17 protein-coding genes are annotated in these 13300 nt (G+C 66.1%); 5 read left to right on the forward strand and 12 right to left on the reverse strand.

The annotated features are described in order from the left end of the window. The first annotated feature begins 19 nt into the window (after positions 1-19). Together napG and napH are read left to right on the forward strand one after the other, a co-directional pair. Entirely contained in the window at positions 20-685 is a 666-nt protein-coding gene (gene napG / locus VNQ78_RS13550) for a ferredoxin-type protein NapG (RefSeq protein WP_325690610.1), read from the forward strand. Next, positions 682-1557: a quinol dehydrogenase ferredoxin subunit NapH gene (napH, locus tag VNQ78_RS13555; protein ID WP_325690612.1), complete on the forward strand. Its 876-nt coding sequence runs from the start codon at positions 682-684 to the stop codon at positions 1555-1557. Before napG ends, napH begins: the two co-directional genes overlap by 4 nt. Before the next feature lies 1 nt (position 1558). On the opposite strand, the gene VNQ78_RS13560 is transcribed toward napH, so the two are convergent. Further along, positions 1559-1972: a hypothetical protein gene (locus VNQ78_RS13560; RefSeq protein ID WP_325690614.1), complete on the reverse strand. Its 414-nt coding sequence runs from the start codon at positions 1970-1972 to the stop codon at positions 1559-1561. On the opposite strand from VNQ78_RS13560, the gene VNQ78_RS13565 reads away from it, so the two are divergent. Beyond that, positions 1965-2582, forward strand: coding sequence for a transporter (locus VNQ78_RS13565; RefSeq protein WP_325690616.1), 618 nt, complete (start codon positions 1965-1967; stop codon positions 2580-2582). The two genes, VNQ78_RS13560 and VNQ78_RS13565, sit on opposite strands and share 8 nt — an antisense overlap. Before the next feature lie 124 nt (positions 2583-2706). Then, on the forward strand, positions 2707-3261 hold the full coding sequence (locus VNQ78_RS13570; protein WP_325690618.1) for a methylated-DNA--[protein]-cysteine S-methyltransferase: 555 nt from the start codon (positions 2707-2709) through the stop codon (positions 3259-3261). 75 nt (positions 3262-3336) lie between these two features. Here VNQ78_RS13570 and VNQ78_RS13575 read toward each other — a convergent pair whose 3' ends face one another. From VNQ78_RS13575 to phnG, 8 genes are all read right to left on the reverse strand, one after another. Next, the gene (locus VNQ78_RS13575; protein WP_325690620.1) at positions 3337-4479 is read right to left on the reverse strand and encodes an alpha-D-ribose 1-methylphosphonate 5-triphosphate diphosphatase; all 1143 of its coding nucleotides are present in this window, start codon (positions 4477-4479) and stop codon (positions 3337-3339) included. Between the two features lie 150 nt (positions 4480-4629). Continuing rightward, the gene (gene phnN, locus VNQ78_RS13580) at positions 4630-5160 is read right to left on the reverse strand and encodes a phosphonate metabolism protein/1,5-bisphosphokinase (PRPP-forming) PhnN (protein ID WP_325690622.1); all 531 of its coding nucleotides are present in this window, start codon (positions 5158-5160) and stop codon (positions 4630-4632) included. Beyond that, the gene (phnL, locus tag VNQ78_RS13585) at positions 5157-5840 is read right to left on the reverse strand and encodes a phosphonate C-P lyase system protein PhnL (protein WP_325690625.1); all 684 of its coding nucleotides are present in this window, start codon (positions 5838-5840) and stop codon (positions 5157-5159) included. The genes phnN and phnL overlap by 4 nt, the downstream gene beginning before the upstream one ends. A gap of 3 nt (positions 5841-5843) precedes the next feature. Then, positions 5844-6617 (reverse strand): phosphonate C-P lyase system protein PhnK, encoded by a 774-nt coding sequence (gene phnK / locus VNQ78_RS13590; protein WP_325690627.1) that lies wholly within the window; start codon positions 6615-6617, stop codon positions 5844-5846. Next, entirely contained in the window at positions 6617-7483 is an 867-nt protein-coding gene (locus tag VNQ78_RS13595) for an alpha-D-ribose 1-methylphosphonate 5-phosphate C-P-lyase PhnJ (RefSeq protein ID WP_325690629.1), read from the reverse strand. Before VNQ78_RS13595 ends, phnK begins: the two co-directional genes overlap by 1 nt. Positions 7484-7526: 43 nt before the next feature. Continuing rightward, positions 7527-8618 (reverse strand): carbon-phosphorus lyase complex subunit PhnI, encoded by a 1092-nt coding sequence (locus VNQ78_RS13600; protein ID WP_325690631.1) that lies wholly within the window; start codon positions 8616-8618, stop codon positions 7527-7529. Then, positions 8618-9178 carry a phosphonate C-P lyase system protein PhnH gene (gene phnH, locus VNQ78_RS13605; RefSeq protein WP_325690633.1) on the reverse strand — a complete coding sequence of 187 codons (561 nt, stop codon included), beginning with the start codon at positions 9176-9178 and terminating at the stop codon, positions 8618-8620. Before phnH ends, VNQ78_RS13600 begins: the two co-directional genes overlap by 1 nt. After that, positions 9178-9615: a phosphonate C-P lyase system protein PhnG gene (phnG, locus tag VNQ78_RS13610; RefSeq protein ID WP_325690635.1), complete on the reverse strand. Its 438-nt coding sequence runs from the start codon at positions 9613-9615 to the stop codon at positions 9178-9180. Before phnG ends, phnH begins: the two co-directional genes overlap by 1 nt. 102 nt (positions 9616-9717) lie before the next feature. On the opposite strand from phnG, the gene phnF reads away from it, so the two are divergent. Next, complete coding sequence (phnF, locus tag VNQ78_RS13615) at positions 9718-10428, forward strand: phosphonate metabolism transcriptional regulator PhnF (RefSeq protein WP_325690637.1); 711 nt, start codon at positions 9718-9720, stop codon at positions 10426-10428. On the opposite strand, the gene VNQ78_RS13620 is transcribed toward phnF, so the two are convergent. Genes VNQ78_RS13620 through phnE (VNQ78_RS13630) form a run of 3 tightly spaced genes read right to left on the reverse strand, consistent with a single transcriptional unit; the run spans position 10425 to position 13245 of the window. After that, positions 10425-11042, reverse strand: coding sequence for a chloramphenicol acetyltransferase (locus VNQ78_RS13620; RefSeq protein ID WP_325690639.1), 618 nt, complete (start codon positions 11040-11042; stop codon positions 10425-10427). The genes phnF and VNQ78_RS13620 overlap by 4 nt on opposite strands. Next, a complete protein-coding gene (phnE, locus tag VNQ78_RS13625) occupies positions 11042-12373 on the reverse strand; it encodes a phosphonate ABC transporter, permease protein PhnE (protein WP_325690641.1) in 1332 nt (443 codons plus the stop codon). Before phnE (VNQ78_RS13625) ends, VNQ78_RS13620 begins: the two co-directional genes overlap by 1 nt. Then, the gene (phnE, locus tag VNQ78_RS13630) at positions 12370-13245 is read right to left on the reverse strand and encodes a phosphonate ABC transporter, permease protein PhnE (protein WP_325690643.1); all 876 of its coding nucleotides are present in this window, start codon (positions 13243-13245) and stop codon (positions 12370-12372) included. The genes phnE (VNQ78_RS13625) and phnE (VNQ78_RS13630) overlap by 4 nt, the downstream gene beginning before the upstream one ends. Between the last annotated feature and the right edge of the window lie 55 nt (positions 13246-13300).

Here is a 13300-nt window from a genome sequence, read left to right on the forward strand (position 1 = left end):
AACGCGAAGGGGGAAGGGGATGGCATCCAGCAAGCGCAAGATGAACCGCCGCACTGCCATGACCGAGATCGCGCGGGGCACCGGCGCGGTCTGTCTGGGCGGGTTTTCCCTTGTCGCGCTGATCGAATCCACCGACCGCGCCGATGCCCGCGCCATCCGCCCGCCCGGCGCGCTGCCCGAGGATGACTTCCTTGCCGCCTGCGTGCGCTGCGGGCTCTGCGTCGAGGCCTGCCCCTATCACACCCTGTCGCTGGCGGAATGGGGCGAGGAGGCCCCGGTCGGCACGCCCTTTTTCACCCCGCGCGAGACGCCTTGCTATATGTGCCGCGACGTGCCCTGCGCGCGGGCCTGCCCGACCGGGGCGCTGGACCGCGAGATCCCCTCGATCCGGGATGCGGATATGGGCGTCGCCGTTCTGGTCGGGCATGAGGACTGCCTGAACTACAAGGGCATGAATTGCAGCATCTGCGTCCGCGTCTGTCCGATCCGGGGCGACGCAATCTCGCTTGAGCCGGGCGAGTTCAACGGGCGGCGCATCATGGTCCCGACCGTCCATTCCAGCCATTGCACCGGCTGCGGCACCTGCGAGAAGCATTGCGTGACCGGACATGCCTCGATTCGGGTGCTGCCGCGCGATCTGGGTCTTGGCGGCGACGGCCGCAACCGGGCGGGGCGCGAGACATGATCGGGCGGCTGATCTCGGATAACCGCCGGCAAAGCGTCGCGGCGCGCGGCCTGCTCAGGTCGCATAAATGGTGGCTGCTGCGGCGGCTCTGCCAGATCTCGGTGCTAGGGCTGTTCATGCTGGGCCCGCTGGCGGGGATCTGGATCGCGCGCGGGAATTTCGGCGCCAGCCGGATCGCGGGCGTGGTGACGCTGGCCGATCCCTATATCCTGCTGCAGGGCATCTTCGGGGGCACCTCTCCGGCCCTGCCGGTGGTGACGGGGGCGATCATCGTCGCGCTTGGCTATCTGCTGGTCGGAGGCCGGGCCTATTGCGGCTGGGTCTGCCCGGTCAATGTCGTGACCGACACCGCCTTCTGGCTGCGCGAAAAGACCGGCCTGACCCGCGACCGCAAGCTGGACCGCCGCACGCGGCTGGCGATCCTCGGGGGAACGCTGCTGGCCTCGGCGGTGACGGGGACGGTCGCGTGGGAGTTCGTGAACCCCGTCAGCCTGCTTCAGCGCGCCTTCATCACCGGGATCGGGCTGGGCTGGGCGATCATCCTCGCGGTGTTCCTCCTCGACCTTTTCGTGTCCCGTCGGGCGTGGTGCAGCCATCTTTGCCCGGTCGGGGCGTTCTATGGCGTGATCGGGCGGGCTTCGGTCCTGCGCGTCTCGGCCGCAGGGCGCGACGCCTGCACCGATTGCGGGGCCTGCTTCAACATCTGCCCCGAGCCGCATGTCATCGTCCCGGCGCTGAAGGGCAAGGGCAGCCCCCTGATCCTGTCCGGCGATTGCCAGAATTGCGGGAATTGCATCGACGCCTGCCCCGTCGACGTCTTCCACATGTCGGGCAGACTGGGTGGCGGCGCGATCCCAAAGCCACAGGGTTAGGTCAGATCCGGCCCCTGCAAAGCGGAGGGCAAAGCAATTCCTTGCCAATGCCTCTCGGCCCGAAATCAGGACACGCGCCTGGCTGTTTCAGAAAAGCAAGGGTCGGCCAATCATGTTCAGAGGACCGTCCGATTTCATTTTGGAACAGCGGGATCACTGTGAAACAATTCGGATCGTAAGTTGCACCGCCTGAAGGCGGAGATTCAGATGCGACGACGAGGAACCGGATGATCAGCAGAATAACTTGCCTTTCCGCCACGGCATTCCTTGTCGCTGGCAATCCGGCATGGGCGGCGGATGCCGACCTGGCCAAACAACTGTCAAACCCTGTCGCCTCTCTGATCAGCGTGCCATTGCAGCTGAACCATGACAGCGGTTTCGGGCCCAATGATGGCGAAAAGACGGTGTTGAACATTCAACCCGTCATTCCGATTTCGCTCAACAGCAACTGGGAGGTCATATCGCGCACGATCGTGCCGCTGGTCTGGCAGAAGGATGTCGCGGGCGAATCAGGCAGCCAATCGGGTCTGGGCGATATCGAGGCCAGCTTCTTCTTCTCGCCGAAAACGCCGGGGCCGAGTGGCATTATCTGGGGCGTCGGGCCGATCTTTCTGCTTCCGACCGCCACCGACGAATTGCTGGGCAGCGAGAAATGGGGCCTTGGCCCTACGGCGGTCGTGCTGAAGCAAAGCGAGGGCTGGACCTATGGCGCAATGGCGAACCACATCTGGTCGGTCGCGGGCGAGGATGATCGCTCCGATATCAGCTCGACCTTCCTGCAACCATTCCTGACCTATACCTCGCCGACGGCATGGACTTTCGGGCTGAATACCGAAAGCAGCTATGACTGGAAGGCCGAGGAGTGGAGCGTGCCGATCAATATCTTCGTCTCGAAGGTGACGAAACTTGGCAAGCAGCCCGTCAGCTTCCAGATCGGGGCGCGCTATTGGGCCGATGCGCCCGAGGGCGGAGCAGACGGCTGGGGAGTGCGCGCGGCCTTCACCCTGCTTTACCCAGAGGGGTGAAGCCCCGCAGCAGACAGGGGATTGCGCCCATCTCCTCGTGTTGCCAGAAGCGAAGACGCAGCGCCGTCAGGGGGTGGAGATCCGCATCTCCTGACCTTCGGGCAGTTTCTGAACGGGCCTCACCATGACACAGCAATTCGTCCTGCATCACTTCGAGACTGGCACGCCGCTCGACCCGCTCCATTTAGTCACGCGCGACGGGATGCTTGTCGCCCTTGATTTCGGACCTGTCGAGGCCCGCCTGTCCCGCCTGCTGAAGCGGCGCTTCGGGGATGGGTTCGGCTTTACGCGCGCCGCGGCGGGGCATCCGGTCCGCATAGCCCTTGAGGCCTATCTTGCCGGTGATCTTGCTGCCCTCGACGCCATTGCTGTGGATGGCGGCGGAACTCCGTTTCAGAAACAGGTCTGGACTGCCTTGCGCAGCATCCCGCCGGGCGAGACCCGGAGCTATGGAGAGCTTGCCACCATGCTCGGGCAACCGACGGCGGCGCGGGCGGTCGGTCTTGCCAATGGCCTGAACCCGATCAACCTTTTCGTGCCCTGTCATCGCGTGATCGGCAAAAGCGGCGCATTGACGGGCTATGGCGGCGGGATCGAGCGTAAACGCTGGCTGCTGGCACATGAGCAAGCGGCGATCGGGACCAAGGCGAATACGGGTCAGATGGATTTCTCATTCTGACACGGCATCCGGTCCCGCATCCGAAGGAATGCGGGGCCGTCTTTCGCCAAGGCGCCCCGGAATCCGGCGCCCCTCTCAGGCGACGCGCGCGCCCTGCACCCAGACGCCGCGCAGGATATTCGCCTTTCCCGAGCGCGCCACGCGGATGACATCGGCCCGCGCGCCCAGGGCGAGCTGACCACGATCCGTCAGCCCCGCAGCCCGTGCCGGGGCCGAGGTGACGGTGGCTATTCCGCGCGGCAAGTCATCCCACAGATCCCCCAGCATCAGCCCCGCCGTCAGCAGCGACGAGGGCACATAGTCGGAGGACAGGATATCGAGCAGGCCGGCTTCGGCCAGCTCATGCGCCGCGACATTGCCCGAATGCGATCCGCCGCGGATCAGGTTCGGCCCGCCCATCATCACGGCTATCCCCCGGTCGCGGCAGGCCTGCGCGGCCTCTGCGGTGGTCGGGAATTCGGCAAGGCGGACGCCATGCAGGCCCGATACGGCCACCTGATCCGCGGTCGTGTCGTCATGGCTGGCCAGAACCGCGCCATAGCGCCGCGCCTCGGCCACGGCGGTCGTCTCGTGCAGGCTGCCAAGCCGCTCGCTCAGGGCCTGCTGGCTTTCGACATGGGCGTCGAATTCGGCATCCGACAGCCCGCGTTTGCCCATGACATAGTCGCGAAGCTTGTCGATGTCGCGGAATTGCCGCTGGCCCGGCGTGTGATCCATCAGGCTCACGATGCCGATGCGGTCGTCGGGACCGAACTTGGCCATCTCCTCGACCAGCGTTTCGGAGCAGATCTCGGCGCGCAGATGCAGGAAATGGCTGATCCGCAGCGCCCCCCGCCCCCGCAGGTCGAGGATCTCGGACGCCAGCGCCCGCGCGTATTCGCCATAACCCGCATTCGTGTTGGTAAAGACCGAACCGACCCGCAAGGCATCGAAAACCGTGGTGATGCCCGTCGAGGCAAGCTCGGCGTCATGGGCGACGATGGCGGCCTGATGGGGCCATTCCACCTTCGGGCGGGGCTGAAGGTGGCGCTCGAGATTGTCGGTGTGCAACTCGACAAGTCCCGGCAGAACCAGATCGCCGCCGCAATCGATGGCGCCGGGGGGAACGGCCGTGCCCTCGACCAGCTCGGCGATGCGACCGTCGGCAAGGTGGATCTGGCCGCGCATGACCCGGTCGGGCAGGACCAGCATGGCGTTGGAAAGGGTGGTCTCGGTCATCTGTCAGTCCTGTCTTGCTGTCCGGTCCGTGACCGGGCCCATTGCCATCCGCGTGTCACACCGGTGTGACAGCGGCGGGTCGAGGCATTCGCCATCCCTCGCGCGCGCCTTGCCGTCGATGAGGGTGACTTGTTCCGGTTGCCGCATCGCCTAGACCCCGACCGGTTGAAGCGCCTGCAGGAAGCGCGCCAGCCCCTCCTCGGCGGTGCCGTCATTGACGACCTCGCGGAAGGGAAGGGCGGCGGGCAGGCCGAAGCTCGCCCGCTCAAGGCGCGAGGCCTGGTCCCTCGCATCCTCGCGTCCCCGCGCCGCTAGCCGCGCGGCAAGGATCGGGGCGGGGGCGGTCACCAGCACCACGACAAGCGAGGGATAGCGCGCCATCGCCTGCGCCAGCACCGCGCGGGAGAGGTTGAGCAGGACCGTGCCCGACCCGGAAAGCTGGTCGGACGGGATGCCGTAGCCCAAGCCATGCGCGCGCCAATGCAGCGCGAAATCACCCTGATCGAGGCGGCGCGCGAACTCGGCCTCGGTCACGCCATCGAAATCCTCGCCGCCCGCTTCGGTGGGACGGGTGATGACGCGGCGGGCGGTTCGGATGTCGGGGCAGGCGCGGCCAGCCATCGCCATCAGCGTGTCCTTGCCCGCGCCCGAGGGCCCGACGACTGCGACAAGCCGCGTCATGCGGCCTGTCCCGGGGTGAATTGCGTCACGTCGACCAACCGGTCGCAGAGCCGGTCGCGCGCCGCCTCGTCGTGGAAGATGCCCAGAATCGCAGCGCCACGGGCCTTGGCCTCCTGGATCAGCGTCAGCACCACCTCGCGGTTGGTGGCGTCGAGGCTGGCCGTCGGCTCGTCCAGCAGCATCACGGGGAAGGCATGGGCAAAGCCGCGGGCGATGTTCACGCGCTGCTGCTCTCCGCCCGAGAAGGTCGTGGGCGATAGGCCCCAGAGGCGTTCGGGAATGTTCAGCCGGTCGAGAAGGCTGGCCGCGCGCTCGCGCGCCTCGGGGACGGGCGTGCCAAGTCGCAGCAGGGGTTCGGCCACGACCTCGATGGTCGGCACGCGGGGAACGACGCGCAGGAACTGGCTGACATAGCCCAGCGTATCGCGGCGCAGCGCGACGATCTGGCGCGGCTGCGCGGTCACGATGTCCAGCCCCGCCACGACAAGCGACCCGGAGGCGGCAAGGTAGTTGCCGTGGATCATCCGCATCAGCGTGGATTTACCCGAGCCAGAGCGTCCGGTCAGTCCCACGCATTCCCCGGCCGCGACATGCAGGGTCGCCCCGGCCATGACCTGCAATACCGTGCCGCCCTGATTGTGCAGGGTGAAGGTTTTCGACAGGTTTTCGATATGGATCATGGCTTACACCTGCAGGACAGAGGAGACGAGAAGCTGCGTATAGGCATGCTGCGGATCGTCCAGAACCTGATCGGTCAGGCCGGTCTCGACCACGCGCCCGCCCTTCATCACCATCAGGCGATCCGCCAGCAGCCGGACCACGGCGAGGTCGTGGGTGACGATCACCACCGACAGCCCGAGATCCCGCACGAGGCCGCGCAGCAGATCCAGCAGCCGCGCCTGCACGCTGACATCCAGACCGCCGGTCGGCTCGTCCATGAAGACGAGCCGAGGGCCCGTGACCAGATTGCGCGCGATCTGCAGGCGTTGCTGCATCCCGCCCGAAAAGGCCGAGGGGCGGTCGTCGATCCGGTCCGGCCCGATCTCGACCCGGCCAAGCCAGTCGATCGCGGCCCCGCGGATCGCGCTGTAATTGCGCGCCCCCACGGCCATCAGCCGTTCGCCCACATTGCCGCCCGCGCTGACGCCCATGCGCAGCCCGTCGCGCGGGTGCTGGTGGACATAGGCCCAATCGCCGCGCAGCAGGCGGCGACGCTCGGCCTCGGAGAAATCAAGGACGTTGCGGCCGTCCCAGAGAATCGCGCCCTCGTCGGGTGCCTGCATTCCGGCAAGGCAGGACAGCAGCGTCGACTTGCCCGAGCCGCTTTCGCCGACGATGCCCAGCACCTCGCCCGGCCACAGATCGAAGCCGACCTCCTCGCAGCCGATCCGGGGACCGTATCGCTTGGTCAGGCCCTGCACCTGCAACAGCGGCAATGCCATGTTCGCGCCGTCCATCACGCCACCTCCTTCGCGGGGGCCAGCCGGCCGCGATGCCCCTCGGCCTGCCGTCCATTGCAGAAATCCGTATCCGAGCAGACGAACATGCGGCTGCCGTGGTCATCGGTGATGACCTCGTCCAGATAGCTCTCGGCCGCGCCGCAGAGGTCGCAGTGGTGATCGGCCTTCGAAGCGGTGAAGGGGTGGTCCTCGAAATCGAGGCTGACCACGTCGGAATAGGGCGGCAGCGCATAGATGCGGCTTTCGCGGCCAGCGCCGAACAGCTGGATCGCGGGGTTGCCCGCCAGCTTCGGGTTGTCGAATTTCGGGATCGGCGAGGGGTCCATGACATAGCGCCCCTCGACCTTCACCGGATAGGCGTAGCTGGTCGCGATCTCGCCATGCCGGGCAATGTCTTCGTAAAGCTTGACATGCATGAGGCCGTATTCCTCAAGCTCGTGCATCTTGCGGGTTTCCGTCTCGCGCGGTTCGAGGAAGCGCAGGGGTTCGGGGATCGGAACCTGATAGACGAGGATCTGCCCCTCGGTCAGCGGGTGTTCGGGAATGCGGTGGCGGGTCTGGATGACGGTCGCCTCGGCCGTGCGTTCGGTCACTTCGATTCCGGCCGTGCGCTGGAAGAAGCGGCGGATCGACACGGCATTGGTGGTGTCATCCGCGCCCTGGTCGATGACCTTCAGCCGGTCATCCGGGGTCAGGCAGGCGGCCGTCACCTGCACACCGCCGGTGCCCCAGCCATAGGGCATCGGCATTTCCCGGCTGGCGAAGGGAACCTGATATCCGGGGACCGCCAGCGCCTTCAAAAGCGCGCGGCGGATCATCCGCTTGGTCTGTTCGTCCAGATAGGCGAAGTTGTAATCGCTCATGGCAGTTCCCTTTCGGTCACGGCGGCCTTGCCGGCGATGAGGTTCATTCCGCGGCCTCCTGCATGGGGTTTGCGGCCATGGCCTCGGCCCGCAACCGGCGCACCAGTTCCAGTTCGGCCTGAAAATCGACGTAATGAGGCAGCTTGATATGTTCGAGGAACCCGGTGGCCTGCACGTTGTCACAATGGGACAGGACGAATTCCTGATCCTGCGCCGGAGCGCCGACGAAATCCTCGCCCAGTTCCTCCCAGCGCAGGGCACGGTCGACCAGGCTCATCGAGATGGCCTTGCGTTCGCTTTGCCCCATCACCAGCCCATAGCCGCGGGTGAATTGCGGAGGTTCGGTCTTTGACCCCTTGAACTGGTTGACCGTCTCGCATTCGGTCAGCTCGACTTCGCCGATCTCGACGGCAAAGCCCAGCTCGGGCAATTCGACCGCGACCGCGACCTTGCCGATGCGCAATTCACCGACAAAGGCATGGGTGCGGCCGTATCCGCGCTGCGTCGAATAGGCCAGCGACAGGGTGAAGCCCTCGTCCGCGCGCGCCAGAGATTGCAGCCTCAGCGCCCGGTCGGCGGGCAGTTCCAGCGGCGTGCGCGTCAGGTCGGTGGGCGTGGCGTCGCTGGGCGTCTCGGGTTCGATCAGCCCGTCGCGATCGAGAAGCGCGGTTACATGCCCCACAGCTTCATCCAGCGCGGGCGCGGTGGGTGCGACGGGAACCTCCCCTTCGGCCAGAAGGGCGAAGTCGAGGAGGCGATGGGTATAGTCGAAGGTCGGTCCGAGCACCTGCCCGCCGGGCAGATCCTTGAAGGTTGCCGAGACGCGGCGGTCGACCGCCATGGCTCCCGCATCCATCGGCAGGGACGAGCCGAAGCGCGGCAGCGTCGTGCGATAGGCGCGGATCAGGAACACGGCCTCGATCAGGTCGCCCCGCGCCTGCTTGATCGCCAGCGCGGCAAGGTCGGGATCATAGAGCGAGCCCTCGGCCATCACGCGGTCCACCGCAAGCGACAGCTGTTCACGGATCTGAGGCACGGTCAGCTCGGCGATCGAGGTGTCGCCGCGGCGTTCCTCGGCCAGCCAGGCATGTGCGGCGTCGATGGCGCGTTCGCCCCCCTTTACGGCGACATACATCAGACATCCTCCACGATGGTGGTGCGGGGCAGAGCGGCAAGCTGGTTGCCGCAGGTCAGGATCGTGTCGAAACCCAGCGGGAACAGCGCCCGATTTGCCTGGAAGGCGGCCGTTTCCGGCAGCGAAAGACGCGCTTCGTCCCTGATTCCGGGGCCGGTCAGGCGCGGGCCGTCATTGGTCAGCCGCGCGACCTCGACGATCAGGGTGGCGGAACGGTCGGGATAGGACGGCTCGCCCATCGGGAACCGGGTGACGGGCTGCAGATCCTCCCAGGTGCCGAGCGCAAAGGCCGCAGCATCGGGCGCGACCATGGGTGCGCCGCTGTGGAAAGCGATCCAGTGACGCAGGCTCTCGGTATCCAAGGCCCCCGCCAGATGCAGGGGGGTGGTGGTGTCGGTCAGGGTCAGCAGAACCGTGGCCGCGGCAACGGAGATGCCGGGCGCTTCCGCACCGCTTACGGTGACGATGGAGCCGGGGCGGGCCATCGCCTCCATCACCCTACGGAAGGCATGGGCGCTGTCGCGGGCAAGGTCGGCAAAGCCGCCGGAAAGCTGGTTCATCAGTCTTCTCCGCGCATCATGGTAAAGAACTCGACCCGGGTGGCGGCGGCCTTTTCGGCGCGGGCATTGCGAAGGGCCTGCGCCTCCTCGCGCAGGGGGGTCAGAATGTCGGCCTCGACTCGCGTGGCGGCCTCGCCCTGCATCAGCGCGTCCAGCACCGCGGCGCGGCGCGCATGGTCCTTGTCGCGGCCCTGCACGCAGGCATGGCCCACCGTTTCCCCGATGCGGACCGAGCAGCGGGTCACCGTCATCTCGCCCAGGTTGAAGCGCCCGCCAGTGCCGCCGATGCGGCCCTCCAGCATGATCGCGCCGATCTCCGGGGCGCGCAGCACCTGATGCGCGGGAAGATCGGGAGCCAGCGCCGCCAGCCGCGCGGGCGGGGCCTTGGCCAGCAGCGACATCCAGCCGCTGCGGTATTCGTTTGTCGTCCGTGACATGGCGTGCCTCGACATCTTGCCAGCTTGTCTAGTATCCTATACAACTATACAAGTGATAGCGTGCCGCAGCGCGTGGCTCAAGCCGAGAGTTGTGAATTTTCGATGACGAGACAGCCGATCTGGAAATCCATCGCCGATACGCTGACGGCCGAGATCGGGGACGGTCACTATCGCCCCGGCGACCGCCTGCCGACCGAGGCCGAGCTTGCCGCCCGTTTCGGCGTCAACCGCCATACCGTGCGCCACGCCATCGCAGCACTTGTCGAAGCCGGCACGTTGCGGACGCGGCGGGGGGCGGGGGTTTTCGTGACATCGGTTCCGACCGATTATCCGCTGGGGCGGCGGGTGCGGTTCCACCAGAACGTCGCGGCATCGGGCCGCACGGCCTCGCGCCGCCTGACGCTGCTGGACACCCGCGCCGCCGATGCGAAGGAGGCCGAGGCGCTGCAGCTGCCCCCGGGCGCGCAGGTTCACGTCATGGAAGGCGTCTCGATGGCGGATGGCCTGCCGCTCGGGGTGTTCCGCTCGGTCTTCGATGCGGCGCGGTTCCCGGATCTGCTGCCTCATCTCGAGGCCGAAACATCGGTCACGCGGGCCCTGTCCGCTTGCGGCGTCGCGGATTACACGCGGGCCGAGACGCGCCTGACCGCCAAGATCGCGCCCGCGACGATGGCTCTGGCGTTGGAACTGCCGCAGGGCGCGCCAGTATTGCGCTCGGTTTCGATCAATGTCGATGCCGAGGGTGTGCCAGTCGAATACGGAACGACATGGTTCGCGGGCGACCGGGTGACGCTGACCGTGAACCCGGATTAGCCGCCGTATTTCTCCAGAAACGCCTCTGCCGGAAGGGCGCGAAAATCCTCCAGCGCGCTGCGCAGGCTTGCATGGTCCCAGTCCCACCATGCAAGCGCCATCAGACGATCGGCGACCGCCGGCTGAAATCGCGCGCGCAGCGGAACCGCGGGAACGCCCGCGACGATCATATAGGGGGCGACGTCTTTGGTCACGACCGCACCGGATGCGACGATCGCACCAGTGCCAATGGTCACGTCAGGCTTCACGATCACGCCGTGGCCCAGCCAGGTGTCAGGCCCGATCACCGTGCGCCGCTGGGTTCGGGCGGCGAAGAAACCGGCATCATCCGCAGCATCGTCCCAGTAATAGGAGGAGCGATACAGGAAATGATGCAGGCTGGCCGTCTGCATCGGGTGATCGGTCGGCCCGATCCGGCACATTGCAGCGATATTCGCGAATTTGCCGATGCTGCTATTGGCGATGTCGCACAGACGCTCGCAATAGGCATAGTCGCCAAATTCCGAATTCAGCACATTTGATTGCGCGCCGACCTCGCACCAGCCGCCGAAGGACGAGTTGGTGACGATGGCGCCGGGGTGGAGCAGCGGCGCGTCGGGAGAGAGTTTCGCCATTACTCGCCCCTGATCAGCTTGCGGCGCAGCCAGCCCGACAGGCTGTCCATGGCGATGACGGTCAGCACGATCAGGATCATGTAATAGGCGACATCCTCCCAGTCCTTCTGGGTCTGGATCGCTTGCGTCAGCAAAAGGCCGATGCCGCCGCCGACGATGGCGCCGATCACGGTCGCACCGCGGGTGTTGGATTCGAGGAAATAGAGCACCTGCGACAACAGCACCGGCGTCACCTGCGGGATCACCCCGAAACGGGCGCGCTGCAGCGCATCCGCGCCGGTGGAGCGCACGCCCTCGACCTGCTTTTCGTCGATGTTTTCCAAGGCTTCCGAGAACAACTTGCCAAAACTTCCAGTATCGGTCAGCAGGATCGCCAGTGACCCGGTCATCGGGCCGGGGCCGAAGGCGCGGGCAAGAACGATGGTCCAGATCAACGCATCCACCCCGCGGATGAAATCGAAGACACGGCGCAGGGCAAAGCGCAGCGGACCCAGCGGGTTCATGTTCGACGCGGCCATGAACGCCAGAGGCACAGAGATGATCGCGGCACCCATCGTGCCCAGAAAGGCCATCAGGACCGTTTCGCCCATCGCCCAGAAGACGTCGCCATGCCGCCACATCGAGTTGGTCCAGAAATCATGGGCCATCGCGGCAATGTTCGGCATGTCGGGATTGATGCGCTCGCCCCACAGGGCGGCTTTGGCCAGCTCCGGCCAGCTGAGATAGGCGAAGGGGCTGTCCAGCGTGAAGAAGAACAGCGGCCAGCCCGCGGAATAGCGGAACGTCTCGACCTTCGAGCGCGTATAGGCAAAGCGCCCGCGCTCGGTCGTGATGCTGACGCGGGTGTCGGATGCGTTGATCCAATCGGGGCGCGGTTCGGGCGCGGTCAGGATCAGGCGGCCGCCGTCGGGGCGAATGTCGATGGCGCCGTAGCCGGGATGCAGATAACGCGCGCCCTCCGGCGAATAGGTGACGATGTGGCCCTGACCCAGATCGATGGTGGTCGTGTCGTCGCTGACCGTGACGAAATCGGGCAGGCGGCCTTCGGGGTAGCGGCCCTTGGCCTCGCCCTCGACCGCGACACTCAGCGCACCGCTGCGGTTGTCGCGGGTCACATGGGTCTTGTGCTGCCAGAAATCGGAAAGGAGCAGCGCCGCATTGTCCATCCGCGCCCGCTGCGCCAGACCCGCAATGTCGAAGGAAATCGCGGCGTAGAGCAGATAGGCCAGGATCGCCAGCGGCAACGCGAAGCTGATCACCCGGCGGCGACCGAAGCTGGCCAAAACGGGGCGGGCACTCTCGTCCTGCGGAAACATCGTGGCGTCGGTCATGCTGGGCGGCCTTTCACGAGACGGGCGCGGGCGTAGTCGGACAGGCGGTCGATCGCGACGATGGTGACGAACAGCAGCAGGAAGATCGCCACGACCTCGTCATAGCGCCCCTGACCCCATTGCATCGCGATCTTGAGATCGTAGCCGATCCCGCCCGAACCGACGAAGCCGAGGATTGCACTGGCGCGGACATTGATCTCGAACCGCATGAGCGCATAGGAGAGCCAGTTGGGTGCAACCTGCGGAATGATGCCGAGGAACATGCGCTGGCCCCAGCTGGCCCCAACCGAAGCAAGCCCCTCGACGGGCTTCAGATCAGCATTTTCAGCCACTTCCGAGAACAACTTGCCAAGCGCGCCCGCAGTGTGCAGCGCGATGGCGGCGACGGCGGGCACCGGACCGCCCCCGAGGATATAGATCAGCATCAGCGCGATGACGATCTCGGGGATCGCGCGGCAGGCATCCATCAGGCGGCGGAACACCGGCGTCAGGGCCGGCCAGCGGGAAAGTCCGCGCGTGGAGAGCAGCGCCAGAACCATCGCAGCGAGCCCGCCGAGCAGAGTGGATACCGCGGCGATATTGATGGTCTCGATCAGCGAGGGGAAATGCGTGGCGAACATGCCGGGGATATTGGCGCGCTTCTCCCATGCCTCGGACAGAACCTCGGCCGGGAAAGAGAACACCATCGGCAGCCCGTCGATAAAGCCGCCCGCATTGCGCGATTGCGCCAGATCGAAGCCCGAGGCCATCATGGCGACGAAAAAGATCAGCAGGATGCCGCCATACATCCGCCGACGGCGGACCAGATCCAGATAGGAGGATTGGACCTGCTGCAGCGCGATGTATCTGTCCTGATAGGCGGTGTCGGCCATCGAACCCTCGACCCTCAAAAAAGATGGCCGCGCCCGGACGGGGGCGCGGCCTTGG

The organism is Paracoccus sp. (in: a-proteobacteria) (assembly GCF_035556475.1).
Taxonomy (GTDB): domain Bacteria; phylum Pseudomonadota; class Alphaproteobacteria; order Rhodobacterales; family Rhodobacteraceae; genus Paracoccus.

Bases quoted from the DNA above. Each gene is read 5' to 3' on its own strand.
- phnN (WP_325690622.1), bottom strand. From the start codon at position 5,160: ATGACGCGGCTTGTCGCAGTCGTCGGGCCCTCGGGCGCGGGCAAGGAC.
- phnG (WP_325690635.1), bottom strand. From the start codon at position 9,615: ATGTCACGGACGACAAACGAATACCGCAGCGGCTGGATGTCGCTGCTG.
- phnE (WP_325690641.1), bottom strand. From the start codon at position 12,373: ATGACCGACGCCACGATGTTTCCGCAGGACGAGAGTGCCCGCCCCGTT.
- VNQ78_RS13600 (WP_325690631.1), bottom strand. From the start codon at position 8,618: ATGTATGTCGCCGTAAAGGGGGGCGAACGCGCCATCGACGCCGCACAT.
- VNQ78_RS13595 (WP_325690629.1), bottom strand. From the start codon at position 7,483: ATGAGCGATTACAACTTCGCCTATCTGGACGAACAGACCAAGCGGATG.
- napH (WP_325690612.1), top strand. From the start codon at position 682: ATGATCGGGCGGCTGATCTCGGATAACCGCCGGCAAAGCGTCGCGGCG.
- VNQ78_RS13575 (WP_325690620.1), bottom strand. From the start codon at position 4,479: ATGACCGAGACCACCCTTTCCAACGCCATGCTGGTCCTGCCCGACCGG.
- phnF (WP_325690637.1), top strand. From the start codon at position 9,718: ATGACGAGACAGCCGATCTGGAAATCCATCGCCGATACGCTGACGGCC.
- phnK (WP_325690627.1), bottom strand. From the start codon at position 6,617: ATGGACGGCGCGAACATGGCATTGCCGCTGTTGCAGGTGCAGGGCCTG.
- napG (WP_325690610.1), top strand. From the start codon at position 20: ATGGCATCCAGCAAGCGCAAGATGAACCGCCGCACTGCCATGACCGAG.
- VNQ78_RS13570 (WP_325690618.1), top strand. From the start codon at position 2,707: ATGACACAGCAATTCGTCCTGCATCACTTCGAGACTGGCACGCCGCTC.
- phnL (WP_325690625.1), bottom strand. From the start codon at position 5,840: ATGATCCATATCGAAAACCTGTCGAAAACCTTCACCCTGCACAATCAG.
- phnE (WP_325690643.1), bottom strand. From the start codon at position 13,245: ATGGCCGACACCGCCTATCAGGACAGATACATCGCGCTGCAGCAGGTC.
- VNQ78_RS13620 (WP_325690639.1), bottom strand. From the start codon at position 11,042: ATGGCGAAACTCTCTCCCGACGCGCCGCTGCTCCACCCCGGCGCCATC.
- VNQ78_RS13560 (WP_325690614.1), bottom strand. From the start codon at position 1,972: ATGTTCAACACCGTCTTTTCGCCATCATTGGGCCCGAAACCGCTGTCA.
- phnH (WP_325690633.1), bottom strand. From the start codon at position 9,178: ATGAACCAGCTTTCCGGCGGCTTTGCCGACCTTGCCCGCGACAGCGCC.